General features: G+C 59.1%; 26 protein-coding genes. 2 read left to right on the forward strand and 24 right to left on the reverse strand.

The genetic code is table 11. From position 1 onward, the window contains the following. Positions 1-6 precede the first annotated feature (6 nt). From AC2FIO_RS07920 to AC2FIO_RS08000, 17 genes are all read right to left on the reverse strand, one after another. Positions 7-3975 carry a baseplate multidomain protein megatron gene (locus tag AC2FIO_RS07920; RefSeq protein ID WP_496696779.1) on the reverse strand — a complete coding sequence of 1323 codons (3969 nt, stop codon included), beginning with the start codon at positions 3973-3975 and terminating at the stop codon, positions 7-9. After that, on the reverse strand, positions 3976-4422 hold the full coding sequence (locus AC2FIO_RS07925; RefSeq protein WP_496696781.1) for an NlpC/P60 family protein: 447 nt from the start codon (positions 4420-4422) through the stop codon (positions 3976-3978). After that, on the reverse strand, positions 4419-5306 hold the full coding sequence (locus AC2FIO_RS07930) for a phage/gene transfer agent baseplate hub protein (protein ID WP_496696782.1): 888 nt from the start codon (positions 5304-5306) through the stop codon (positions 4419-4421). The genes AC2FIO_RS07925 and AC2FIO_RS07930 overlap by 4 nt, the downstream gene beginning before the upstream one ends. Then, on the reverse strand, positions 5306-5938 hold the full coding sequence (locus AC2FIO_RS07935) for a phage distal tail protein, Rcc01695 family (RefSeq protein WP_496696784.1): 633 nt from the start codon (positions 5936-5938) through the stop codon (positions 5306-5308). Before AC2FIO_RS07935 ends, AC2FIO_RS07930 begins: the two co-directional genes overlap by 1 nt. 16 nt (positions 5939-5954) lie before the next feature. Next, a complete protein-coding gene (locus AC2FIO_RS07940; protein ID WP_496696786.1) occupies positions 5955-6617 on the reverse strand; it encodes an RcGTA-type gene transfer agent tail tape measure protein in 663 nt (220 codons plus the stop codon). Beyond that, entirely contained in the window at positions 6604-6813 is a 210-nt protein-coding gene (locus AC2FIO_RS07945) for a rcc01693 family protein (RefSeq protein ID WP_496696788.1), read from the reverse strand. The genes AC2FIO_RS07940 and AC2FIO_RS07945 overlap by 14 nt, the downstream gene beginning before the upstream one ends. Continuing rightward, entirely contained in the window at positions 6810-7130 is a 321-nt protein-coding gene (locus AC2FIO_RS07950; protein WP_496696790.1) for a gene transfer agent family protein, read from the reverse strand. The genes AC2FIO_RS07945 and AC2FIO_RS07950 overlap by 4 nt, the downstream gene beginning before the upstream one ends. A gap of 4 nt (positions 7131-7134) precedes the next feature. Then, on the reverse strand, positions 7135-7548 hold the full coding sequence (locus AC2FIO_RS07955; RefSeq protein ID WP_496696792.1) for a phage major tail protein, TP901-1 family: 414 nt from the start codon (positions 7546-7548) through the stop codon (positions 7135-7137). Between the two features lie 20 nt (positions 7549-7568). Further along, positions 7569-7982, reverse strand: a complete 414-nt coding sequence (locus tag AC2FIO_RS07960; RefSeq protein WP_496696794.1) for a DUF3168 domain-containing protein — start codon at positions 7980-7982, stop codon at positions 7569-7571. Further along, positions 7979-8317 (reverse strand): phage head closure protein, encoded by a 339-nt coding sequence (locus tag AC2FIO_RS07965; protein ID WP_282120459.1) that lies wholly within the window; start codon positions 8315-8317, stop codon positions 7979-7981. The genes AC2FIO_RS07960 and AC2FIO_RS07965 overlap by 4 nt, the downstream gene beginning before the upstream one ends. Next, entirely contained in the window at positions 8314-8913 is a 600-nt protein-coding gene (locus AC2FIO_RS07970; protein ID WP_496696797.1) for a head-tail connector protein, read from the reverse strand. Before AC2FIO_RS07970 ends, AC2FIO_RS07965 begins: the two co-directional genes overlap by 4 nt. A gap of 169 nt (positions 8914-9082) precedes the next feature. After that, entirely contained in the window at positions 9083-10261 is a 1179-nt protein-coding gene (locus AC2FIO_RS07975) for a phage major capsid protein (RefSeq protein ID WP_496696799.1), read from the reverse strand. 34 nt (positions 10262-10295) lie between these two features. Beyond that, the gene (locus AC2FIO_RS07980) at positions 10296-10841 is read right to left on the reverse strand and encodes an HK97 family phage prohead protease (RefSeq protein ID WP_496696801.1); all 546 of its coding nucleotides are present in this window, start codon (positions 10839-10841) and stop codon (positions 10296-10298) included. Positions 10842-10867: 26 nt separating this feature from the next. Further along, positions 10868-11086: a GTA head formation protein, RCAP_rcc01685 family gene (locus tag AC2FIO_RS07985; protein ID WP_496696803.1), complete on the reverse strand. Its 219-nt coding sequence runs from the start codon at positions 11084-11086 to the stop codon at positions 10868-10870. Continuing rightward, a complete protein-coding gene (locus AC2FIO_RS07990; protein WP_496696805.1) occupies positions 11079-12242 on the reverse strand; it encodes a phage portal protein in 1164 nt (387 codons plus the stop codon). Before AC2FIO_RS07990 ends, AC2FIO_RS07985 begins: the two co-directional genes overlap by 8 nt. 968 nt (positions 12243-13210) lie before the next feature. Continuing rightward, positions 13211-14581 (reverse strand): DNA-packaging protein, encoded by a 1371-nt coding sequence (locus AC2FIO_RS07995; protein ID WP_496697095.1) that lies wholly within the window; start codon positions 14579-14581, stop codon positions 13211-13213. Between the two features lie 498 nt (positions 14582-15079). After that, on the reverse strand, positions 15080-16147 hold the full coding sequence (locus AC2FIO_RS08000) for a linear amide C-N hydrolase (protein ID WP_496696807.1): 1068 nt from the start codon (positions 16145-16147) through the stop codon (positions 15080-15082). A gap of 420 nt (positions 16148-16567) precedes the next feature. Between AC2FIO_RS08000 and AC2FIO_RS08005 the strand changes: the two genes are divergently transcribed. Continuing rightward, complete coding sequence (locus AC2FIO_RS08005; RefSeq protein ID WP_113789508.1) at positions 16568-17824, forward strand: DEAD/DEAH box helicase; 1257 nt, start codon at positions 16568-16570, stop codon at positions 17822-17824. A 40-nt stretch (positions 17825-17864) separates the two neighbouring features. Here AC2FIO_RS08005 and mltG read toward each other — a convergent pair whose 3' ends face one another. From mltG to fabD, 7 genes are all read right to left on the reverse strand, one after another. Continuing rightward, positions 17865-19025, reverse strand: coding sequence for an endolytic transglycosylase MltG (gene mltG / locus AC2FIO_RS08010; protein WP_496696810.1), 1161 nt, complete (start codon positions 19023-19025; stop codon positions 17865-17867). Then, a complete protein-coding gene (gene fabF, locus AC2FIO_RS08015; RefSeq protein ID WP_496696812.1) occupies positions 19026-20291 on the reverse strand; it encodes a beta-ketoacyl-ACP synthase II in 1266 nt (421 codons plus the stop codon). It lies immediately after the preceding gene. A 192-nt stretch (positions 20292-20483) separates the two neighbouring features. Then, positions 20484-21227, reverse strand: coding sequence for a 1-(5-phosphoribosyl)-5-[(5-phosphoribosylamino)methylideneamino]imidazole-4-carboxamide isomerase (locus tag AC2FIO_RS08020; RefSeq protein WP_058274006.1), 744 nt, complete (start codon positions 21225-21227; stop codon positions 20484-20486). 123 nt (positions 21228-21350) lie between these two features. Beyond that, the gene (locus AC2FIO_RS08025; RefSeq protein WP_282120449.1) at positions 21351-21890 is read right to left on the reverse strand and encodes a GNAT family N-acetyltransferase; all 540 of its coding nucleotides are present in this window, start codon (positions 21888-21890) and stop codon (positions 21351-21353) included. Positions 21891-22029: 139 nt separating this feature from the next. Next, positions 22030-22263, reverse strand: a complete 234-nt coding sequence (locus tag AC2FIO_RS08030; RefSeq protein WP_005982462.1) for an acyl carrier protein — start codon at positions 22261-22263, stop codon at positions 22030-22032. Between the two features lie 209 nt (positions 22264-22472). Next, positions 22473-23210, reverse strand: a complete 738-nt coding sequence (fabG, locus tag AC2FIO_RS08035) for a 3-oxoacyl-[acyl-carrier-protein] reductase (protein ID WP_058274008.1) — start codon at positions 23208-23210, stop codon at positions 22473-22475. Between the two features lie 42 nt (positions 23211-23252). Further along, positions 23253-24191: an ACP S-malonyltransferase gene (gene fabD / locus AC2FIO_RS08040; protein ID WP_496696815.1), complete on the reverse strand. Its 939-nt coding sequence runs from the start codon at positions 24189-24191 to the stop codon at positions 23253-23255. 161 nt (positions 24192-24352) lie between these two features. Between fabD and AC2FIO_RS08045 the strand changes: the two genes are divergently transcribed. Then, entirely contained in the window at positions 24353-25579 is a 1227-nt protein-coding gene (locus AC2FIO_RS08045; RefSeq protein WP_496696817.1) for a cytochrome b/b6 domain-containing protein, read from the forward strand. Positions 25580-25588: the final 9 nt, after the last annotated feature.

Consider the following 25588-nt stretch of genomic DNA (forward strand, 5'->3'; position numbering starts at 1 on the left):
ACTGCCTTACCCAACCAGAAGACGTGCGGCGGGACCCGGCCCGTAGCTGGCTGAGATCTGTGCCACATCAACCTCGTAAGTGCCGGTTACGCCATCGGCGGCTTTCATCGTTGATGGGTATGTCCAGCGCGGCTCTGACGTAACCTGTTCGCGTATTACTGACCCGTTGATCCTGATTTTCACCAGATAGGATTCAGTCTCTTCCCCTAGCAGCACGTCAAATCCATCCCAGCCATCGCCGTCCAGCCGGGTTCGACGGATCCACGAAATTTCATCACCCGCTCCGATTTTTGCTAATTTGACATGCACCGGAGCATATGGCCGAAGTCCGTTGCCGTCGAAGGCGTGAACCTGGTGGAGGAAAGAAGGATCGTCATAGGCACGCGTTCCGGGTCCGATGCGATAGTGTTTCGCCACACGCCTTTCAGACCGCAACAGCCCGGTTTGGAACACTCTTTCATCGAGCAAGACAAAAGTTGAACCTTCAGGCCAGGTTTCAGGCATAACACTGTCCGTCCCCAATTGCCCGCGCAGGCGCCCCAATAGGGCATAGGTCCCCTGACCCACAAGTTCGGCGCTGGCGAACTGGAACAGTTCCCAGTTTCCGGGCGTCCCGTCCCCTATTGCGGCCAGATTGGCACCATTCAACAAAGCGTCGCGCGGGCGCGATTCCAGCAAGCCGTCGACCAGCCTGACGCGCAGCGGCTCACCGTCGTCCCAAACCCCTACGCTGGCGCGCTGCAAAGGCGATTGAGTAAACCCGATGACGGCCTGTGCCGAGATAACCTCTTGCAAGGTATAATCCTCATCATTCACAGCCGAATACATTGCAGCGCTGCCGGGCCAGGGGTCGGCAGACACAGCCAGGTAAGGCGCATGCGGCACCTCTGAGCCGGTAATCAGCGGCAGATCCATGAACACTGGCAGAACCGGAACCGGGGCGACAAAGGGCTTGGTCGAGACTAGGTCATCAGGCAGATCAGACGGCGCGTATATTCCCGGTTCGATCCGAACGGCATCCGCCAATTGCATCTCAGCTTGTTCCAGTCGATCGATCCTGAAACGCGCACCCTGTCCGCCTTCATCCAGGCTGACGACATCCCCCGCGCCGATGTGCCCCAACGAAGGCGGCAGCGCAAAGCGCACGGTTTCGCGGGACACCCGCGCCTCGCTTAGCCACCGTTCCGCCGTCTGGCGACCTTCGGCACGGGTCATGGACAGGGGCATCTCGTTGACAGACACCGAATGCGTCCGCGTGTCGGGCAGAACGGCCTCTTCCGCGACGATGTCATGATCCCCATCCGATTGAACAAAGCGCAAGCGCACCCGGCCAGTCATTTCAGCCTCGGCTTCGCGGCGATGTTCGATACCGGCCTCAATATCCGAGCTGAGCGCCAGATGCTCCTGTTCCAGCGCGATGGCGCGTTGCCCATTGCGCATCTGAAACCGCAATACGCCATCCCGCTCGATTGCATCGAAACCATAGCGCAGCATCAGCGGCTGCAACGCTGATCGCGCGTCCGAGACCTGTTCGATGGCATAGCCGCGCACCACACCATAAAGGCGCGACGTGTCGATGTCGGTCACCCCAGCCCCATGACAAATCTCGGTCACTACCGATGCCAGCGTGCGCGACCCCGACCGCCCGTTCAACCAATGCCCTCGCGCGTAATTCTCGCCATCACTCCACTGGCTTTGCATGTTCGGGAAGGTTGGATACGGCCGCGCATCCCAGGCCCAGACATAAGCGTTGGACAAATCAATCATGCGGCCGCCGTAAGTATTGGAAACCGGGTTATTTTTTGCCTCGGACCAATAGCCCAAAATCGCCTTGAGATATTGCACCTGAATGAAATCATCCCGCAAACTGTTGGAATAGCGCGGCAGCTTGGATTCCGAGGATTTCGGGTCCAGAAACTTGTTCGGCTGATTGGTGCCTTTGTCGATAGCCGCACAACCCAGTTCCGTGAACCAGATCGGCTTGGACCGAGGCACCCATGCGGTCCGATTGGCTTGACGCACGCCTCCGATCCGTTCGTGATGCGGTTGCGACCACCAGTTGCGTATATCCTTATATCGCCAGATCCAGGCCTCATCATGCGCCTGATCTTCGATCGCAGACCGGATCTGCGCTTTGGATTCCTCGGTCGAGGCGTAGTACCAGTCGTACCCTTCCCCACCTTCAACATTGCCGCGCAGGTAGTCCAGATCATAGATCGCATCTACGCCCGCTTTGGCGTCGGCGTGATCTTCTCCGTCCCGCCAGTCAGACAGGGGCATGTAGTTGTCGATACCAACGAAGTCGATATTGTCATCGGCCCAAAGCGGATCCAGATGAAAGTACCGGTCGCTGCCAGCATCGACGGGTTTGTAACCGAAATACTCGCTCCAGTCGGCCGCATAGCCGATTTTGGTGTTCGGCCCGAGGATTTTGCGCACTTCAGCCGCGAGGATTTGCATCTGCGCCACCGCAGGAAACCCGGTCGCGCCCCTGATTTGCGTCAGGCCGCGCATCTCGGATGCGATGCAGAACGACGCCACTCCACCAGCTGCCTTGCAGAGCGCCGCATAGTGCAAAATAAAACGGAACAAACCCCATTCCTGCGGGCCGGTATAGGTGACGGTGCCATCGCCGACGACAAAGTTACTTGCGCGGGCCTGGCCAAAGAACTGCGCAACCTGCGCATCGGCGCCGGCAGTCATATCCGGGGACCCGTTGCGGCCTGGTGCCTCGCTCAGCGTGATCCGCCCTCGCCACGGCAGGTGCGGTTGATCGGTGGCATCGGACCAGGGATCGGGCAGACCGTTGCCGCGCAACTGATCCATCAGGATGAAGGGATAGAACATCACCCGCTTACCGGATGAGTTCAGATGCCGGATCGCTTCGATTACGGACGCATCCGCCGGTGTCGCCCCATAGACAGGTCTATCGTTTTCGATCTGAACAATCTGGGCAGCCACCCGGGATACGCCTGATACGCTCCACGGCATGATCTTGCCATCAAACTCTTTGTGCAGGACCTTTGGCTGCACCTTGCAATGACCGCACCGCAGATCGTCGCCAAACCAGGACACGACGAGCGACACCGCATCGCAGGCGGGCAATTCAGCATTCAGCGCGTGGGTCGAGGTGACCAGATCGGAAACGCCCGAAGCCGAATGCACGTTCGCAGCCCAGCTTTGCCCCTGCCCTTTGGAATAATTCACCTGCCTGCTGGCCAGAGAATATTCGCCCGTACCCGGGATCATCGCCACGCCGCGCACGATCTGGGATACAGCACCGAGTGTGTCGGGCAGCCCCGGCTGTTCCTGTCGGACAACCTCAAAGGAAAACTGCGGGACCCGGTTGCCGAATGCTGCAAGCTGTAGGTCCTCGATCACCACATATGCGGTGCCCCGGTACGCAGGGACCTGTCCGGTGCCCTCGACCGCCTCGATTAACGGGTCAGGCAATTGATTGTCGGTGCCCTTGTACAGGCGCACATTCAGCCCGGCGCGCTCAAGCTCTTCACCATCGGCCCAGATACGCGAGATGTCAGAGATCTGCCCAGCGCCCACGGCGATCGCCAGCGAGATCGAATAGCTGTAGGTATGCGTGGTTGTGGTTGTTGTGGCCGAACTTGGCCGCCGCGAGCCTTTTCCACCCCGCGTGGATTGCGTTGTCGTGCTGGTGCTGCGGGTTTCCAGAAAGTCCGATGCCCAGATGATCTGCCCACCGACACGCATACGTCCGAACACGGTAGTGACCGAAGCCCCCTCTCCGGTTTCGGTCAGGCGGAAACGATCCAGGCGCCCGGTTTCGACAACTTCGCTACCGCCACCCATCACGGATTGGCTCATCAACCGCTGGTCAATGACTCGCCCCAATGTGGCGCCGATAGCCCGGCCAATAATTGCCGTGGAAAGACCCGCGACAGTGCCACCGATCGAGCCGCCAAGAGCAGCCCCGGCTGCGGAAAGTACAATCGTAGCCATTTACTTGACCTCCAGCGGGAATGCGAAACAGGCGACAACCCGGCGACGCCAAGGGTCGCTCAGGGCGTTTTCCACAACGCCGTGCCCGGAATATGCGTGAATGAATCGAGGGACCGCGCCGGTTTCGCTGACAACACCTACATGTTTGGCGACGCCGCCATCGCGCATGCGGAACAGCAATACGTCGCCTGCTGCCAGTTCCGAGGGTCGCTTTGATGTCAAATTTCGGCGGGCGGCATCCCACATGCGTTCATCACCCTGCGGCTCTGACCAGTCCATGCTGTAGCTCGGCACGGTTTCCGGCTCAGCTCCGTACAGCGCGCGCCAGATTCCGCGTAGCAATCCCAAACAATCCGCCCCCGCGCCCCTGACGGACGCCTGATGCACATACGGCGTGCCTAGCCATCGGCGCGCTTCTGCAACTATATCCTGCCGGTCTATTGTCATCGTCTGCTGCCCCCTTTGTTCGGTTTGTCGTTCTTGGGAACAGCCATCACCCAGTCCTCGCCCGGCAAGTCCGGAAAACCTTGAAAATTTATGAGGTTGTTGAATTTTCTTCGACAGGTTTCCATGCGTTTGTCGCACCCGGCGGTCAGCCGGACACGATCACCGACAGTCAGTCCGCCACTGATCCCCGTCCATAAGGTGACATTGCGCCCGCCCGTGATACGCTCATCCTGTTTCACCGACGCCCAAAGACCCGAGGCCGTGCCGGAAATCACATCCAGACGGCCACGTTCGAACCATCCCATATCCGGCGCGTCCGCACCTTTCAGTTGAAGCACACTGTCCGCCGACAGGCTGACGATCTCAGCCACTGCCTGAAAACCGGGCGCTGCCGCGTTGAATCGGCAAGCGTCATCGCCCAGCACGGCGGTGCAGGGTTTTTGGTAAATCCGCCCCAAGGGCCGGTTCAGCAGATCCGTCAGCCCTCGCAGCTCAGCATGAAAGGCCCCGCCGCCGCGACGCATTTCCCCGATTGAACCACGAAACTGTAGAGTTCGTTGTTCGGGGTCTGCCCAGTTCACGAGCCAAGCCTGAACCTGAGCACCGTCAAACCGTCCGGCCTCAATATCCTCTTCCCTAATCGCGGCATCAGACAGCGCACCCATCGCTTCAGAGTTATCGATCGAAAGCCCGGTTGCCTGTTCGATCGCTGCCGCGGTTAGGCCAGAGCTTGCTTTGAATGTCAGCCCGTCAAAGCGCAACTCCATATCATGATCGGTAAACCCATAGACCTGCCCATCCGTGCGCATGATGGCCCAGCATCGACAGGTGGTGGTCACCCCGCTTTGCAGATGCGCCTGCAATCCTTGTGCGTTACCGCCCATCAGACCCGCACCTCGACCACCGGAACGTTGGGCACGTCGCCTGCCTGAAAGCTGGCCACGCTGGTCTGGATCTTGTCGGTGTCAAAACGAACGGGCACGTCAAACTCGAACCCTGCCGTTATTTCCACATCTTGCGGCGGCGCGTTCGTAAACGTGACCCGACCCCGCGCCAGATCCACCTCGAAATCCACGGCTTCGCGCATTTCGTCCTGCTCAAGACCAAGTTTGACGGTCCCGAGAACCGGTTTGAGGATCGGACGGGCGTATTTGAACCCGCCAGAGCTGTAGGTTTTCACCAACTGGAACTCGGTCGTCTTGCCGTCGCCACGTGCAATGACCTGATCGGCATTGTCTACCTCAGCCGTTGCTCCGCCCGACTTGAAGTCAGACCAATCTTTCCACCGAAATCCGAACATCTGTCCCTGCCGCGCCTCGAAAAACGAAATCAGCGCTTCGATATCGTCAAGCGAGCGCATCCCAAGCCCGGCATCATAGCGTCGTCTTGAATGGGCCCAGGGCGTGTTGCGTTCTTCAAACCCGTTGGCCAGCGTCACGATATCTGTGCGCCGCTCGGGGCCGCCAACCGAACCAAAGCTCAGGCTGGCGGGAAATCTAACCTCATGGAAATTCATGGCCTGCTCCCTCAAGTTACCTGTTGCGATTGCCGCGCCCAAGTGCGCGGCTCATCTGCGCCGCAATCTGGCTTTGACTGCGACGGAACCCCTGCACGTCCGGGGTGGTGATGTTCATCACGACATTTACGGCACGCCCACCGCCCGAAGTGCGCACCCCAAGCTTACCGTCCGACCCGCGCGCCAAAGGCATGATCGCTTCGGGTCCGGCTTCCCCCATCAACCCGGTTCCGCCACGCATGGGAAATGTGGTTGGGCCGCTGACAACACCGCCATTGGCGAATGGCATGACGCGCCCTTGAGAAAAACTGCCGCCGTCGGCAAATGGCAAAAGCCCCTGCACCAGACCGCCAACGGTTCCGGCCAGCATCCCGCCAAAGTGATCCGTCACGGGCTTGATCGCCGCCGAATACGCGGTACGGATCATTGAATTCTTCAAAACGTCGAGCGCTTCGGACAGGTTCATCCCATCCAGCACCACGCCATCGAAAGCTTTGCGCAACCCGCTGGACATGCCGCGCTCCAGCGTCGCGACATCCTTGCCGGTTTCCTCAAACGCCGCGCTGATCCGTTTCATCTGGCCGTCAAAAGCAGCCGCCATAGATGCCGCGTCGCCCAGCGAGTCACCCAGCGCATCGCCGCGTTCCTGCAAGTCGTCAAACCCGTCACGATCCGTCATCACGCTCTCCTTGTAATTTGTCCGGATAGGCCTTCAGCATCGCATCCAGGCCAGCCCGGTTCATCGCCGAAAGGCCTAGGCCCTGCCCCAACATCAGTTGCAATTCGGCTGGCGTCAGTCGCCAGAACTGATCTGGCGTCAGACGCAGACCGACAAGCGCGGCCCGCATCAAGGCGGGCCAGTTGAACCCGCTCATGCCTGATCCGGCACCATGAAGGCCCGCGCCAACAACTCGGCTGCCGCACGCGCAGCTGCCATCGGGCCACCCTCGATTTCGGCGCTCAACAGATCGGCGCGGTTGACGTCGCCGCCACCGCCGCGCAATCCGGCCACAATCAGCGCCAATACGTCACCACTGGAATAGGCTCCGCCTTCGAACCGTTGCACGAGTTCCACCAGCGAACCGGCGCCTAGCTCTTGTTCCAATTCTGCCAAAGCGCCCAGCGTCAGCTTGAGCACCCGCCGCTCTCCATCGATGGTCAATGCCACCTCGCCCGTCCACGGATTGGCCATCGGCTTACAGCGCCGTAAAGCTCAGCGCGCCCGCGCTGGCCAAACTCATCTCATAGGTCGCCTCACCGTTGTGCGAGCCCGCATATTCGACACCCGTGACCTGAAACGGCCCGGCGACAATACCGAAATCGGGGATGATAACCTGAAAATCCGGTGTTTCACCATCAAAGAACAATTGCCGCGCGCGTTCATCGGTCCCAGCATCCTTGAACACGCCTGAACCGGATATCGACGCCGATTTGACCCCGGCACCCGATAGAAGTTCGCGCCAGCCTCCCTGGCTTTCCAGGCTGGTGACATCCACGCTTTCCGCGTTGAAACTGACGCGCGTGGCGCGCAACCCCGCGATAGTTTCGAACAGACCGCTGCCGTTCATATCCACTTTGACCAACAGGTCCTTGCCGTTCTGGGCACCCATATGCTCTCTCCGTTGATTGGTTAGTCGTCTTCCACGCGGGCGCGGAATTTCAGGTCGATCTGGCGGATCGCTCCACCGGTCCCGGTGCGCCGGGCTGATGCGCGCTCGAACCACAGGCCCACCAGACGCCCGCGATCAAGGCTGGGCATGGCACCCTCCAGCGCGTCACACACGGCACCGGCCAGGATCTTGGCGGCCCCGAACCCTGCGGCTTCGGACACGACCGAAACCGTGATCCGGTGCACCGCACCCCCACCCGATCGGTCAGAGACATCACGAACCTCTTCCGGTCCCAGCGTCACATAAGTCTGTGGTACTGCTCCGGCTGGCACCGCGTCATAGATCGCGCCACCCGACAAATCGTTAACCTGCGCATCCTCTGAAATCTGCTTGAACACCGCCGCCTGCAGGGCGGCTGAAACGCCATAGCTCATGCTGCCACCTCCTCATCCGCGAAACAGATCAGGTATTGGCCGCGCGGATCACGCTCAGCTACAGCGCGGATGACAAAGCGACGTGCGCCCTCAGCAAAGCGCTGATCCGGCGATGGCCGCATGGTCGAACCTGTGGGCGCACCCCGGACCACGATGCGATAGCCGACCCGTGAAATAGGGACACCAGCCACCTGCCGCTCGGACCCGCTGCGCGCGGTCACCTCGGCCCATACCGTGCCCAGCGGCACCCAGGTTTCGGTGTATCCGCCTGACCCATCGGCCACGCGCACCGGCGCCTCCAGCACTAGTGTTCTGTTCAACCGCGGCGCATTCATTGCATCACCCCAGCGCCAAACCGAACTGTGCGATAGCGTTGGATCAGACTGGTAACGCCAAATGGCATGCACCCGGCACCCAGCGCTGTCTCATCGCGGTATTCGTAGTAATGCGCGGCCAGCAGCAGCACCGCCTGCCCCAGATCGGCGGGCAACCCGCCCCAATCCGTTGCCATTCCAGCGGCAAAGACGGTCCTGACAGAACCACCCTTTGGCATCTTCGGCATCAATGACCCCATTGGCCTAAGTCGGGGACGCTGAGTATCTTTTTCCAGCCGGTAACTATCCGGGGTGACGACGGTTTCTGCACCTTCTGCATCTGCCAGCGTTACACTCTTGACCTCGGTGACCGGGGCCACCGGCAACACTTCGCCAAACTGGTCTCGCCATACGGTCAGGCTCCAGGAAAAATCGCGCTCGATCAGAACCTTGCCAGTGCGCGCTTCGATGGCCGCAACGGCTGCGCGCAGAAATCCTTTCAGCACATCATCCTGTAAGCTGTCTTCGGCAAAGCCCGTGCCCAGCCGCAGATGCGCCTTAAACTGATCCACCGGCAGCGCCGCATCCGCGATGGCGGTTTCTTCGATCAACATCATCCATTCACTCCGCAATCTCGGACCCCTCCGGGGGCCTCACTCAAGAAAATGACGGGCACGCGCCGCCCCACGTTGCTCGGACGGAGGGGAGCAGCTAGACAACGCAGGGGATCTCACCCCGACCCGCGCCCGCGCCCGAGGGGCCAATGCCCCCCGGATCCGTCACCGCTTAGGCGGTGCCGAATTTCACCAGCTTGATCGCGGCAAAGTCACTCACGTCGCCGCCGACGCGCTTGGTCGCATAGAACAGAACATGCGGCTTGGCACTAAACGGATCTCGCAAGACGCGCAGATCAGGGCGCTCCGCAATAGTGTACCCGGCTTGGAAATCACCAAAGGCAATCGAGAAACTGTCGGTGCCCGCATCCGGCATGTCCTCGGCAATCAGCACCGGGTAACCCATGAGACGCGCGGGCTCACCCGCAGCCAGCCCGTCCGACCACAGGAAGCGACCATCACTGTCCTTCAGCTTGCGGATCACCCCGGCTGTTTTTGAATTCATCACAAAGGTGCCGTTGACGCGGTACTGCGCGCCCAGCGCATAAACCACATCGACAATCGCATCCGCATCGACACCACCGTCAATGCCGGTCGGGACATAGCCCAGATTGCCCCAGGTCCAGACATCATTGTCGACCTTGGCATGGTTCAGAATGCCATTGGGTTTGTCCGCGCCATCGCCCGAGATGAACGCTGCCGCTTCGGCACGGGCAAACTTGTCGGCAATTCGACCGGCCAGCCAGCCCTCGACATCAAACGCGCTGTCATCCAGCAAACGTTGCGACGCCTTGGGCAGCGCGCTCAGCTCGTGCAAGGAAATCGAGATGCGATCAATCGACGGGGTCGCTGTCTCGGTGGCTGCTGAACTTTCATCCGCCCAGCCCGCGCCCACGTCGGTGTGGTCGATCAACACGTCGAACGAGTTAGCCTCGACATTCACCACCGAAGCGATCGAACGGATCGAGGCCGTGGATTTCAGCACCGACTTGATCATCTCGGCAGTCTGCGGGTCGACCAGATAACCGCCATCGCTGTTGACCGCACTGGACAGCGATTTGGCTTCCATATCAAGACCGCGCAGGCCGCCATCGTCACCGCATCGCACATAGGCGTCGAAAGCCTTCTGATGCGGCGCACCGTCCTCGATTGAAGCCGCAAGATGCGGGCGCGCCGCGGTGATTGATTTACGATCCAGCATGGTCAGTCGCTCTTCTGTCTGTTGCAGTTTGGTTTTAACTTCAGCCTTCAGGCCCTTGAATTCGTTCACGAAGCCAGTCATCGCCTGCTTCACCTCTTGAACCAGGGGCACACCCTCTCCGGTCAAGGCCGGGGTCTCGGTCTTGCTCATCAGAACTTCCTTATTTGGGTGGGATTGAGGCGCGCTAGGTTCGCGCCAGCTCCTGCCGGGCGTGATCAAACACCTCGGCAATACTGCGCAGGGTGTCCTCGGCGTCCGGGGTCGCCCCCTTTGCCGCCACCCGCGCACTGGGCAGCATCGGAAAAGTCACAAGCGACACCTCCCACAGCTCCAGTTCGGTCAGGACCCGATGGCCCTCTTCATTTTTTTTGGCTCGTCTGGTGCGATAGCCGATCGACAGCCCGTCAATGGCCCCGGCCCGGATCAATTCCGCGGCTTCACGACCTTTCTGCGTGCTTTCCAACATACGTCCCTTGACCCAAAGCCCGCGCTCATCCTCGCGCACGTCGTCCCAAACACCGATGGGCTGCGCCGGGTCGTGCTGCCACAGCATCTTGACCAGCTGACCTGCCGCCTTCAGTCCGGCCAACGACCTGCGATATGCGCCTTTCTGCACCACATCGCTCCCTTGATCGACCTGCCCAAACAGGCTGGCATAGCCCTCGATCACCGCGTCCTCGGTCACCGACAATCCATCGCTAAACCGCGCGAACTTGTGCTCTAAGTCCATGAATACCTCCTCATAAGTCTCTGAATTCATGGCGACACCACCAGAATTGACTGAAACGCTTGCGCCAGGATCACCGCAACGACTCCATCGACCGTCAACCACAGCCGTTTCTCCAGCCGTTCCATCATCTCTTCGATCTGATCCAGCCGCCTGCATAGATGCGCGTGCTGAATCTCGGCCACCCGTTCATGCGCAGCCAGACGCAGGCCCGGCGCACAGTCAAACGGCGGATACCCCTCAGCCATCTGCACGCTCCGGCAGCCCCAGCATCAAGCGTTTTTCAGCGTCTGTCAGGAACTCGGCACCGTTGACTCGCGCCCACTGCGCATCCCGCTCCGCCGACAGCGCCGGCACCTGATCTAGGTCGGGTTTCAACACCAGTTCTTCGCCAGTAAAGCCCGCCAGCCATTCCGACACCGCCGCCGCCACCCGCGTCACCAGGGGCAGAACGGTCAGGCGGTAAAACGCCCGGTTGGCCTCCTGATAGTTCGAATAGGTCGCGTCGCCCTGAATTCCCAGCAACATCGGCGGGACCCCAAAGGCCAGCGCGATCTCGCGGGCGGCGGCTTCCTTGGTCTTTTGAAACTCCATGTCAGAGGGTGAGAAACCCATCGGCTTCCAATCGAGCCCCCCTTCCAGAACCATCGGACGGCCTGCATTGCGCGCCCCGCGATAGTTCTGCTCAATCTCATCGGACAAGCGGCGGAATTGATCCTCAGCCATCACCCCATGGCCATCGCCACCCTTCCACACCAGCGCCCCCGAAGGCCGTGCCGCATTGTCGAGCAGCGATTTCGACCACCGAGACGCGCTGTTATGCACATCAATCGCCATCGCCGCCGCCTGCATTGGCGAGAACCCGTAGTGATCATCTTGCGGATGGAATGACTTGATATGACAGATATTTTCCGCTGCAAACCGATGTTTCTTGCCCCCGACGGCATAGTCATAAGCCTTGGGCCACCCATCCGCCCCGGGCACCACGCTCATCCGGTCCGAGCGCACCACATGCAGCTCAACCGGCAGCCCTTCTTCGGCCTGCACCGCCTCGACATAGGCATTGCCCGACAACAGCAACTGTCCGAACAGAGCCTCCATCAACTCCGCCCGCCCCTGCGCCGCATTCGGACGGCGCATTAGGGATATGATTGGATGCACGTCATAACGCTGCGCCTGATCCTGCAGCACCAAAGGCAACGCCGCCGCTGCCTCGGCAATCAGCTTGACCGAGCGGAACCCCACCGGGTTCCCCGAAAACCCCGTCCGCGTCAGCGAAACCGCGTCCCTGGGGCTCCACGCCACGCGTCCGCCCGTCTGCCAGGCCACTACAGGCCCCGCCGCGCTCGCCTTTGCCTCAGGCGCTTCCCCAGCCGATCCACGACGCAAGAAATCGAATACCATCTGTGCTCCTTTCTGCCGCCGCTCTGCCCGGCTTGTTGAAAGGAGTTATGACGGAAAGAGGTTTAAGCCTCGGGAATGGAGCGTGCGGAGGTTGAGCAACGGCAAATCGCGCTTACCATTCATGGAAAGAGAAACACTTACAGGCTCTTAACCGATTTCGTCTATTAGATTTCTAATCGAGCTGGCGCATGTTGCGTAGGTGATTCCAGTGTTTTGCTTGTAAACGGCATCTAGTTCTGACTGCCAATCGGAATCTGGCATTTCGACTGGTCTGATTTCTTCCTTGTAGCCAGTAACGACACCGCAAACTCTATGTAAGCCATCTCTATAATGAACAACCGGTCCACCAGAGAAACCTATCGTATTGAACCCGTCCAATATCATACGGTTTCCGGTAATAGCTGATACAATAGCCCCCTCTCTGAAATGGGAAAGGGCGCCCCTCCAAACCCGAGAAGTCAACGTATTCCTCAAGCGACAGAGGGAAACCTAGGAAGTGTACGTGCTGCCCGCAAACAAGGCCATCCATATCTAGCGGAAGCGACAGCTTATCAAGAAAATCGACAGGGTATAGAGGGTTACTGAATACAGCGATATCAAGATCGACTGACTTAGTTAGCAAAACAGCAGAACTGAGGTACTCCCAGCCAGATCGACTCTTTATTGCAATCGGTTTTTCTAGCCTGTCATCAACTAAATGGTTGGCCGTGATAAAATAATGATTGCCTTTATACTGGACTGAAACAGCGGTTCCTAACTGTGAAGATCGAAAAAGGAAAGTTCGGCCCAATACATTAGTCGTTGGCGGCATTATTCGAAACACCGAACTAGAGTGATCTAGGTGAGTTACATCGCCTATCGAGTGCGCAACCTTAGATAATAGTCACGCAAAAGCTGGGCTATCCATATGAGAACGTCAAGCTGTGATGTATCGCAATACAAAGGAAAAACATATTCATTGATTGCATCTACAAAGTCCGCACGCGAGGCCGCCGATACGCCCCCGCAGGCCCCACCACCAACTCATGCAGCGCCCAGACCAGCGCGTCGACCCGGTCGGGGGAGCCCTGCCCCTCGAACCCGCGCGCGGTCATCTGGCACATCTGCTCCTCCAGCGCGTCCAGCCCCGCGACATGCGCCACCCGCCCCTGTTCGTACAATGCCGCAACAGGCTCGGCACGCGCGACCTTCCCGCGTGAGGCCCGCACCGCGCGATAAGGCACCAGAGGGTCCACCTGCCGCACGACCTCTTCCACCAGTTGCCCGCCCTGATTGACCTCGGCCACCAGTCTTTCGGCCCTGAATTCATCCATCGCGTCAATCGCCGCCTGCGCCCAGCCCGCCGGGCCAACGCCCTGCACCGTCCGGTCGGCCAGTACATAGGCGCGCCACTCCTCGGGCGGCCCTTGCACTTGCGCGCCGACCACCACGATCCCGCAGGCATCCGCATCCGAGCCCGCCGTCACCGCTGGGTCCAGCGCGACCACAATACGGTCCAACTCTGGTACATTCTCAACTCGCGCCGCGTCCAGCATCGCCCCGGTCCACAACGCCCCCTCGGCATCCGACAGCAGCACGCCGTCCAACTCCTGCCGCCCCAGCCGCGTATCCGCATAACGCGCGCGCACTTCGTCCAGAAACGAATCCGCCAGATTGGCCCGGTTCGCCTCGGTCGGCGCATGGGTCTGCACGGTGGACGGAGACGCCAGCAATTCCTTCAAAACCTTCACATTGCGCGGTGTGGTCGTCACACAGACCCGAGGTCGCTCCCCCAACCGCAAGGCAAATTGCAGCATATCCCAGGTCTCGCCAGCCTTCTTCCACTTGGCCAACTCATCCACCCAGGCCGCATCGAACTGCGGCCCGCGCAACCCCTCAGGATCATGCGCCGAAAACGCCTGCGCCTCAGCTCCGTTTGGCCAGATCAGTTTCCGTTCGGACGCCTTCCAGACAGGTCGCCGATCCGGCGGCGAACACTGCAAAATCCCGCTATCGCCAAAGATCATCACATCGCGCACCTGATCGAAAGTCTCACCGACCAAGGCCACACGACGCGCCTCGCCGCGATCCAGCGGCAAAGCCCCCTCGACCACCTGTCGCACCCATTCTGACCCGGCCCGCGTCTTACCAGCACCGCGCCCGCCCATGATAACCCAGGACCGCCAGTCGCCTTCGGGCGGCAACTGATGCGGCAGTGCCCAGAACTCGAACAGGAAAGGGAGGGCGCACAGCCCCCCCTCCCCGATCTCACTCAGAAATCTGTCCCGAACCGCAGCAGGCGCGGAGGCGAGCCAGCCTGCACCCAATCTCAAATCGAGCGCGCTCAAGGTCGAGCGCATACCCCCCTTGGGCAATTCCGGCTTGTCTGTGATGTTGTTCGACAAAGCTTGTCTCCACTTTCTGACAACTTCGGATCAGCCCCTCTAACTGCCCGAGTTGCTTGGCTGAACCAGCAAGATCTGCATCCTCCCCGGCACCGATCTGCCTGCGCAGTTCTTCCGCTGCTTGGCGCAGATCGCGAATGGATCTCTCAAGCGACTGCAACAAATCAGCCGTCTGGGACATCCGCTCTTCCGGGGTAATCAAAGTCATGTGTGCCTGTGACCTCATGCGTGAGTGATCTCCGCACGAGAGAAACGAAAAACGGCCACCGGGTCGCCCCGGGGCCGTCGCCCACCTCTTCTAGCATGACACAACTTATACGCGATAAAGCCCGCAAAGTCAATGCTTTGCGCAACAACGGCGCAACGGGTAACGTGCGCTGATAGTTAAGAGGCCTTTACTGATAGGACCATGTGGCAGACGGTCGTCAGTGGTTGAGCTCCGTGACTACAACGTTACGTATCGCCGAGAAAAAGAAATGGCTCGGAAGGTTCAAAGCTGGCCGAAACCTCGCCCGCAAGGATGGGCTTTTCGCCAAGTTCCAGTTTCAGGGTAGAAGCCCCATCGGAGAGATCAAGGTTTTCGATATCCACCCAAAACAATGTAGGGCTGAACACGCTCTCATAATAGTACCGACCCAGCTCATGATCAGCGACCGTACGCCAGGTTGTCGATGCGATGTTTGGGCGCTCCGGGTCCGTCACACCAAATGGTACGGAAATTGATCGCACAAGAGAGAACACCGCTGCCGTCGCATCGTTTTTGTCTTCGAACGAGGGAACGGCATTCAGATTCCAGCTCAACCGCGCAAACCGGTCGGAGGACCGATGGGTGCCGGGCAAAAATGAAAGACCATTAACTTCACCCCAATAAGTAGTGATAGCGAGTTGTTCGTCAAAAGTAGGAGAGTTTGTCATGACAGTAAATTCGCGGCCATGGTGGATAACCAACTCGCCATCGAGATACTCGAATATTGCACTGTCACCAGACGCATCGGATAGCGCAATATGCCCCCCTGCCTCATGTCCGCTAGGCAACATCGGCGCTACAATCACGAATGGCTCTTGCTCCATAGCTGCAACGGCTTCTTCAACTGTTGCAAAGTTGTCTAGAAAATACTGCAACCACCCTCCGACAGAAATGAGAGGTTTGTCTCCGGCATTTTCCGTCCCGTAATCCGCTTCGGCAAGATAGAGAGCATTGCCGACCAGCCCGCCATCATTCATGCCGTCAACAGTTGCTCCGTCATAGATCGTTGCCACGACAGAGCCGTATTTGGACGTCCATTCGACCGAATTCTCTCCGGCACCACCGTCTCGGTACATGCCCCGCGGGAAGGCCCAAATATCTGTTGAAGTATCTTCGAACCAGTCAAGCGTCCTCCCCGTGAGGAAGGATCCGTCTGCCGTTTCATAGACGATCCGAGAGCATGCGATTGCTGAAGACGCGGCTAGAACCACGGTCAGAGTGGTAGCTACAAGTATTTTAGCGCACATTTCTGGAATCCTTTTTTGGTCATACACAAAAAGTCATCTCCCCTAAGGATCGGGTATTTACCGATGTTATGAAAGCCAAGAAGCACTTCGGGATTTTCAAAGCCCAGCCGGACAAGGTTCTTCTATTTGAACAATCCGATCCCTGACGGCCGCGGCAGGTACATGTTCCCACTTCACAGTTCATGCCTTGACAATTGTTAGAAAAACTAGCATGTGCCACCTTAAGACAGCGCTGACGCGTGAGCATTGACGGTCGTAGCAGACCCCACAGCGCATCACTACATCTCCTAGTTCCCATTCACGCAGGGTTCTTGACGCGACGCCAGATGGCGCAGGGTTCGCCTGCACGTCCCGAGGTTTAGCGGAAACCCTGCCGGTCACGCGCTGCGTGGCCAGACACGTCTTGTCCGTACGGCTATCGCCTTGCGGATTACAAAGGATAGTTATTTGTTCGACTTCGACATGCTGGGTCTTGCACCAGCCCTCAACGATGCACTGAAACGTGCCAATTTCTCACAACCGACCCCTATTCAGAACCAGGCCATCCCGCTGGCGCTGAACGGTCACGACATCCTGGGCCTGGCGCAGACCGGCACCGGTAAGACGCTGGCATTCGGTCTGCCGCTGATCGACCATTTGCTGGCGCAGTCCGGCAAACCCGCGCCCAAAACCGCCAAGGCGCTGATCCTTGCCCCCACCCGCGAGCTGGTCAACCAGATCGCGGATAGCCTGCGCAACCTGACCGACAAGACCAAGCTGCGCGTAGCCACCGTGGTCGGTGGCCAGTCGATCGGCAGACAGATCTCGTTCCTGTCGCGCGGCACCGACATTCTGGTCGCCACGCCCGGGCGTTTGATCGACCTGATGGAACGCGGTGCCGTTGACCTCGGCTCGGTGCGACATCTTGTACTGGACGAGGCCGACCAGATGTTGGACATGGGCTTTATCCACGCCCTGCGCAAAATCGCACCCAAGCTGGGCACGCCGCGTCAAACCATGCTGTTTTCGGCCACTATGCCGAAGCAGATGGAGGAACTCAGCCAATCCTATCTGACCAACCCGCAGCGGGTGCAGGTCTCGCCTCCAGGTAAAGCGGCTGACAAGATCACGCAGTCTGTGCATTTCGTCGACAGGGCCGGCAAACCGCGGAAACTGCGCGAAATTCTGTCCGCTGACATGGAAGCTCTGACCTTGGTATTTTCCCGTACCAAACACGGAGCCGAGAAACTGATGAAAGGCCTTGTGGCCGATGGTTTCAACGCGGCCTCGATCCACGGCAACAAAAGCCAGGGACAACGCGACCGCGCGATCAAGGCGTTCCGGGCCGGAGAGATCAACGTATTGGTCGCGACCGACGTGGCCGCGCGTGGCATCGACATTCCCGGTGTTGCCTATGTGATCAACTATGACCTGCCCGAGGTGCCCGACAACTATGTCCACCGCATCGGGCGCACAGCCCGTGCTGGTCGCGAAGGTGAAGCTATCGCCTTCTGCTCACCGGACGAAGTGGATCAGCTGCGCCAGATTCAGAAGCTGATGAAGATCGAAATTCCGGTCGCCAGCGGCACCATGCCAGAATTTTCTGAGCCCAAGAAAACCCGTAATCGCGGAGGGTTCCGGGGACGTAAACCGCAGGGGGCAAATTCGACATCGAAGCCCGCGTCCTCGAAACGTCGTCGTCCACGCGGACGTCCCGCCGCATAACAAAAAGAAAAAGGCCGCGTTTTTCGACGCGGCCTTTTTCTTAGTTGCTTGAGCTGTTTCTCTCAGCCTCAATCTCACGCCACTTGGCGACGTTCCGATTGTGTTCCTGCAAGGTTTCCGCGAATGCGTGCCCCCCGGTGCCATCCGCTACAAAGAAGACAAAGTTGGTCTGTTCCGGGGCAACGGCAGCCTCAAGGCTGGCCAGACCTGGATTGGCAATGGGTGTCGGCGGCAAACCGTCTATCACATAAGTATTCCAAGGTGTTGCACGGCGCAGCTCACTGCGACGCAGCCCGCGCCCCAGCGTGCCTTGACCCTTGGTGACGCCATAGATGACCGTCGGGTCTGTCTGCAGCTTCATGCCCTGCTCAAGCCGGTTCACAAAGACGCTTGCAACTTGCCCGCGTTCATTGGGAACACCGGTTTCCTTTTCAATAATCGACGCAAGGATCAGCATTTCCTCTGGGCTGCTGATGGGAAGGTCGCCTTGGCGGTTCTCCCACACTGCGTTGATGCGCAATTGTTGCTTGTCTTGCATCGCCTGCAGAACAGTCGTCCGGTCATCGCCCGGTGCCAAGTCATAGCTGTCAGGCGCCAACATCCCTTCGGCCGGGATCTCGGCAATCTCACCTGTCAGCGGTTCAATCGCCTGCAAGCCTTGCGCCACCTGCCATGAGGTCACGCCTTCGGCAACAGACACACGGTACCGGGTGTCAGCCTCGTCACGCTTTTGACCGTATTCGGCAGGGATTTCTTCGTCGGTCACATCAAACGATGCGATCTCGACAAATTCCAGCGTTGCCGGGTCCAACTCGCGTACCCTGGTTTGGATGCGCGTGACACCGATACGGTATTCAATCTCGGACCCACAGGTGCTGGCACCGCTGCTGGTGATTTCGTCGATGATCTGCTCCATCGACGCGCCTTCGCGCACCAGAAAGCTACCGGCCTTCAGTTGCTGCGATTTATCTGTGTAGTCCGCAGCCATACGAAAGATCATGGCGCTGCTGATGGCTCCGTCATCTTCAAGCTCTTGGCTGACACGGGTCATATTCGACCCGCTCCTGACCTGCAGGCACATGGCGGATTCCAGCGGACCCTCGGCCTTGTATTGCGACTGCCCCCACACAACCAGCCCGCCCATCAGGAACAAGCCTACGATCAGCAGAGTCAGCGCGTTCGAAGCAAGAGCCCGCAACATTTAGCTGACCTTTCCGAAGATCACGCTGGCATTGGTGCCGCCAAAGCCGAACGAATTCGACAGCGCCACGTTGATCTCACGCTCACGCTTGGCGTTGGGTGCCAGATCAATCGGAGTTTCAACGGCAGGGTTGTCCAGGTTGATCGTTGGCGGGGCCACCTGATCCCGGATCGCAAGAATCGAGAAAATTGCCTCAATCGCGCCTGCCGCACCCAAAAGGTGACCGGTGGCCGATTTGGTTGAGGTCATGGTGGCCTTGCCGGCGTGATCGCCCAAGAGGCGCTCTACCGCGCCCAGTTCGATCGTATCAGCCATGGTCGATGTGCCATGCGCGTTGATATAATCCAGATCCGAAGGCTCAAGGCCCGCGCTGCGCAATGCGGCTTTCATGGAACGCTCAGCGCCATCACCATCCTCGGACGGTGCGGTGATGTGATAAGCGTCGCCGGACATGCCATAGCCCAGCACTTCGGCATAGATCTTTGCACCGCGCGCCTTGGCGTGCTCGTACTCTTCCAGAACCACGATGCCTGCACCCTCGCCCATGACAAAGCCGTCACGGTCTACGTCATATGGGCGGCTGGCTTTCTTCGGATCGTCGGCATATTTGGTCGACAGCGCCTTGCAAGCGTTAAAACCAGCGATACCGATCTCGCAGATACAGCCTTCACCGCCACCAGCAACCATGACATCCGCGTCACCTGCACGAATGATGCGGCTGGCATCACCGATTGCATGCGCACCTGTCGAGCAAGCCGTCACGACCGAGTGGTTGGGCCCCTTGAACCCGTGGCGGATAGATACCTGGCCGGATGCCAAGTTGATCAGCGCACCGGGAATAAAGAAGGGCGATACACGGCGCGGGCCTTTATCTCGGATCAGGTTCGCTGTTTCAGCAATAGAGCCCAGTCCGCCGATACCCGACCCGATCAGGACACCTGTACGCAGGCGGTCCTCTTCATCCTCGGGCAGCCAGTTTGCATCCTGACAAGCCATGTCAGCGGCAGCGATCGAATACAGGATAAAGTCTTCGATCTTGCGTTGCTCTTTTGGCGGCAACCAATCGTTGGGATTGAATGTCCCATCAGTTCCATCGCCGCGCGGAACTTCGCAGGCATAGGTCGTGGTGACACCGCTTGCTTCGGCATCAAATTTCGTGATCGGGCCCGCGCCGGATTCCCCATCCAGCAGCCGTGACCAAGATTTCTCGACCCCGCTGGCCAAAGGAGTGACCAATCCCAGACCGGTTACAACGACTCTGCGCATGAAATGCCTCTTGCCTGCTTCCTATTTGAGAACCGCTCATACCCCGGCCCGGGGTCCGGGGGCAAGAGCAACGGCACATTCCCACCCGGCACCATTTCGCCGGACGGTCCGTCTGTGCGGCTTGTACCAAAACAAATTGCCCCGGCCCTTTCACGGAATTGAAAGGCCGGGGCAATGACGTGCAAGACAGGATTACTGGAATTCAGCGACCGGCTCGTGGGCTTGCTCGGCCACGTTAAGCGCGTCTGCCAAGTCAATCGTTTTGCGGAACAAAGCCCGCCCAACCAATGCGCCCGAGATGTTGTGCACATAGGCCAGACGCGAGATGTCATCTGATGTCCGAACGACACCGCTGGCAATAACCGGCGTGCGTGACAGCTGTGCAAGACCCGAGATCAGACCCAGCTGCGCATCGACGTCTTCGATGTCGCTGTCGATATCGGTCACCAGAATCGCCGCAAAGGGCGTGCCCTCGAACGCTTGAATAAACGCTTCGGGCGTAAACGCACTCTGACTGCGCCAGCCTTCAGTCATGACCTGACCTTGCCAGACATCCACAGCCAGAACGATCTGGTCCGGATAAAGCTTGGCCAGTTCCTTGACCAGATTCGGATCCCAGGCGGCAAGCGTACCAATCACCACCCGTCCCGCGCCTTTGTCGATCCAGTATTCGACCTGTTCCCGCGTCCGCATACCGCCGGCCAGTTGCACAGACATCTCGGACGTGCGGATAATTTCCTCGACCAATTCGGCGTTGGTATCGCGGCCTTCGATCGCATCGAAATCCGTCAGGTGCATCCACATGGCACCGGCTGCAGACCAGCTGCGTGCCGTGTCCGCCGGATTCACATGCCAGATCATCGCGTCATCCAGACGGCCTTTGTCCAGTGTGACACACCGGCCGTTCTGCAATTCCATCGTGGGGTAAATCCTCATGAGCATTCTCCTCCGCTCAATCGCTCTGCAATTCCAGAGTACCATACACGCGGAAGATCGGTCCGTTATTACCAGGATCGGCAAACTACGGCCGGTTTGCGGCATTCGCGAAGTCTCAAATTGTCAGTGGCGCGGCGGCGGTCCGTTGCGGCGCATAAGCGTGACGTCGCTGCCGTTGAACGCGCATTCGCGCATCGGGGTATAGCCCAGCTTGCCCGCCAGATTGCGCGAGGCCAAGTTCGCCGAATTCACCATCGCGACCAACGGACCGGGCATGATCCGGTCAAACCAATCATGTGCGGCTTGTGCCGCCTCCAGCCCCAATCCCTGTCCCTGCGCCTCGGGGACCAGAATCCATCCGGCCTCGGGAAAACTGTCGAAATCCTCGCCAATCGAACGGTTACCGTAAAAGAACCCCGCCTGACCGACCATCTGGCGATTCGACTGCTGGACCACGGCCCATTGCCCAAAACCGGCCATTTGCCAGTGCCCGGCATTTCGAAGGAATGAATCCCACGCCTCTCCGCGCGACCGCGGCTTGCCGCCGATATGTCGCACGATGCACGGGTTGCGCCAAATCTCGGCGAACCGGTTGAAATCTTCTGGCCGCATGGCGCACAGCGTCAAACGGGCCGTATTGATCATAGGGGTGGATCGTATCATGCCCTGCCCGCTTTGAATTATGTGCCTCGGGCAAAAGGTTGCGAACGAATACGGCACCTTGCAAGGCAGAATTGAACAAGGCACAAAAAAACGGCGCCTCCGTTGCCCGGAAGCGCCGCTTTTCAGTTATTTCGAAGCTTTAGGAAGCTTCCGAGATGAATTTGACGGCGTCGCCAAATGTCTGGATGGTCTCGGCTGCGTCATCGGGGATTTCGATGCCGAACTCTTCTTCGAAGGCCATAACCAACTCAACAGTGTCCAGGCTGTCTGCGCCCAGATCGTCGATGAAGGACGCGTTTTCGGTCACTTTGTCTTCTTCAACACCCAGGTGCTCAACAACGATCTTTTTAACGCGATCTGCGACGTCGCTCATGTCTATTCCTCATTCCGTTTTCAGGGCCTAGTGCCCGGTTCTGCCCTTGCCCGCTCAGGCTGGCTTTGAATTGCCCGGTGCGGGCGGTTGGGTCCCGGATGACCGGGAAAGTAGAAGGCCGACCATTTGGTCGACCCCAGCATTTATGCGCCGCCTATAGCATAGACAACGCGCGAGGCAAACGCTTTCGCACCTGCCCCTGTCCGCGCTCACAACATGGCCATACCGCCGTTAACATGCAAGGTGGTTCCGGTAACATATCCAGCTTCGGGGCTGGCAAGATACAGAACAGCCGCCGCAATTTCCGACGCATCGCCCATACGACCGGCGGGAACCTGCCCCAAAATGCCCGATTTCTGATCGTCGGTCAGCTTGTCGGTCATGGCTGTGGTGATGAAGCCGGGCGCAACCGCGTTAGCCGTGATCCCACGACTGGCAACTTCATAGGCCAACGACTTCGTCATACCGACCATACCTGCCTTGGACGCTGCATAGTTTGCCTGACCGGGGTTCCCAGTGGCACCGACGACGGATGAAATGTTGATGATCCGACCCCAGCGCGCTTTCATCATACCCCGCAGCACGCCTTTGCACAGCTTGGCGGTCGAGGTCATGTTCACGTCGATCACGCTCTGCCATTCGTCATCCGACATACGCATGAACAGGTTGTCCCGGGTAATCCCAGCGTTGTTGACCAAGATATCAACCGACCCCATCGCCTCAGCCGCTTGCTTTGGCAGTGCGGAAACAGCCTCGCCGTCGCTCAGGTTGCATGGCAGAACATGCGCCCGCTCGCCCAGTTCGGCGGCCAATGCCTCCAGCGGTTCGACACGTGTGCCGGACAGCGCAACCGTGGCCCCCGCACCGTGCAGCACGCGCGCAATCTCGCCACCAATCCCGCCGGACGCACCGGTGATCAACGCATTCTTACCTGTCAAATCAAACATTCGATCTTCCCTTTGCAGCGCAACTTGCGTCGCACGTTGTTCTTATGATTCGCTCTTAACCATATTCTGCACGTCATCCGGCGTGCCTACAGCCTTGCCAGCAATCGCGCGGTCGATCTTGCGGATCATCCCCGAAAGCGCTTTGCCTGCACCGATCTCCCACGTCTCGGTCACGCCTTGTGCCGCCATATACAGCACGCTTTCACGCCAGCGCACAGAACCGGTTATCTGCTCGACCAGCAACTGACGGATCAGGTCCGGGTCGCTGACAGCCTCGGCGCGCACGTTCGCAATTAGCGGAACTGCCGGGGCCTTGATTTCAACTGCAGCCAGCGCCTCTGCCATCACATCTGCAGCGGGTTGCATCAACGCACAATGGAACGGGGCGCTCACAGGCAACATCACAGCACGCTTGGCACCTTTTTCCTTGGCAATCTCGGCAGCACGTTCCACGGCCGCCTTCGCTCCCGAAACAACAACCTGTGTAGGGTCGTTGTCGTTCGCGGCCTGACAGACCGCGCCTTGTGCGGCCTCTTCTGCGACTGCACGCACGGCCTCAAGGTCCAGTCCCAGAATTGCGGCCATTGCGCCTTCACCAACCGGAACGGCGCTTTGCATCGCCTGACCACGTGTCCGCAACAAACGCGCCGTATCCGCAATCGACAGCGCACCAGCTGCCGCAAGCGCTGAGTATTCCCCCAGCGAATGCCCAGCTACAAATGCAGCGTCCGTGACCGCAACACCTTCGGCCTCCAACGCGCGCATCGCGGCCATCGAGGTTGCCATCAGCGCCGGCTGTGCGTTCTGCGTCAGCGTCAGGTCGGCAATATCACCTTCCCAGATCAGGTTGCTCAGCTTTTCACCAAGCGCTTCATCGACCTCGTCGAAAACTGCCTTTGCAGCCGGATAGGCCTCGGCCAGTGCTTTGCCCATACCGATGGTTTGGGCGCCCTGCCCCGGAAAAACGAACGCGCGTGTCATTGCAACCTCTTGGATGACGTTAGGTTGCGATGGGGTGTAAACCGAGTGAACGAGCGGCACAAGCTCTGCATCCTGACACGCATTCTGTGCGTCAGAGGCTATTGTGTCGGCCTCCGCTGCATTTAGGGTGGTCGCAGCAAACAGATCGGAGTCGTGAACCAATGCCCATTGCCAACACCACCCAAAGCTACGGGGGCGTTTCAAAAACCTTCCACTGGCTGACGGCCTTGCTCATTCTGACGGCGCTTCCGATTGGATGGTTTGCGAACGAACTGGCCCACGCAATTGAAGACCCGGCCATTCCAACGACACCGGAAGACCTGCAACAGGCGGCCCGGCTGTTCTCGCTGCACAAAACTATCGGTGTCACGGTCTTTTTCGTGGCGCTTGCCCGTATCTTGTGGGCGATCAGCCAACCCAAGCCTGGGTTGCTCAATGCTGAAAACAAGCCCGAGGCATTTGCTGCGGAAACCGTCCACTGGCTGTTGTATGGCTCGCTGGTTCTGGTTCCTCTGACAGGCTGGATTCACCATGCGGCCACCGAAGGGTTTGCACCGATCCTCTGGCCGTTCGGGCAGAACCTGCCGTTTGTGCCCAAATCCCCCGCATTGGCCGAAGCAAGCGGCGGGTTACACTTCGTCCTGATGCTTGTGCTGGTGGGTGCGCTGGTTTTGCATATCGTTGGCGCGCTCAAGCACCATGTAATCGACAAAGACAGCACGTTGCGCCGCATGCTGCCCGGACAGGTGGAATTGCCGGAACCACCAACGCAATGGCACTCACCTGCCCCCGTCGTAGCAGCAGTCGTGATCTGGGCTGTTGCTCTTAGCATCGGGTGGTTCGACGGAGCCTACTCGGCACATCCGACCGGTGATAATGCATCTGCCGAACTGGAGGCCGTCCAATCCGACTGGCAGGTGCAGGAAGGCACTTTGGCAATCACGATCACCCAGTTGGGCAGCCCCGTCAGCGGCGCGTTTTCCGACTGGACCGCCGCAATCACATTCGACGAACCAACAGAACCGGGACCGGCCGGGGCTGTTGATGTGACAATTGCCATAGGCTCATTGACCATCGGCACCGTGACACAACAGGCCCTTGGTGCGGACTTTTTTGACAGCGCTCAATTCCCGACCGCGAATTTCACTGCAGATCTGTTCAAAACCAATCTGGCCTATGAGGCACGCGGCACTTTGACCATTCGCGATAAAACCATGGACGTCGTCCTGCCGTTCGAACTGGACTTGCAGGACGGCACCGCCAAGATGCAGGGAGAGTTGGATCTGAACCGAATGGACTACGACGTCGGTACGACACAACCAACCGAGGACTCGCTGGCCTTTGCCGTCAAAGTCGCCCTTGAACTGACAGCCACCCAAGCCGAATAAAGAAAAAAC

It is taken from the genome of Ruegeria sp. CDSB086, from assembly GCF_059611065.1.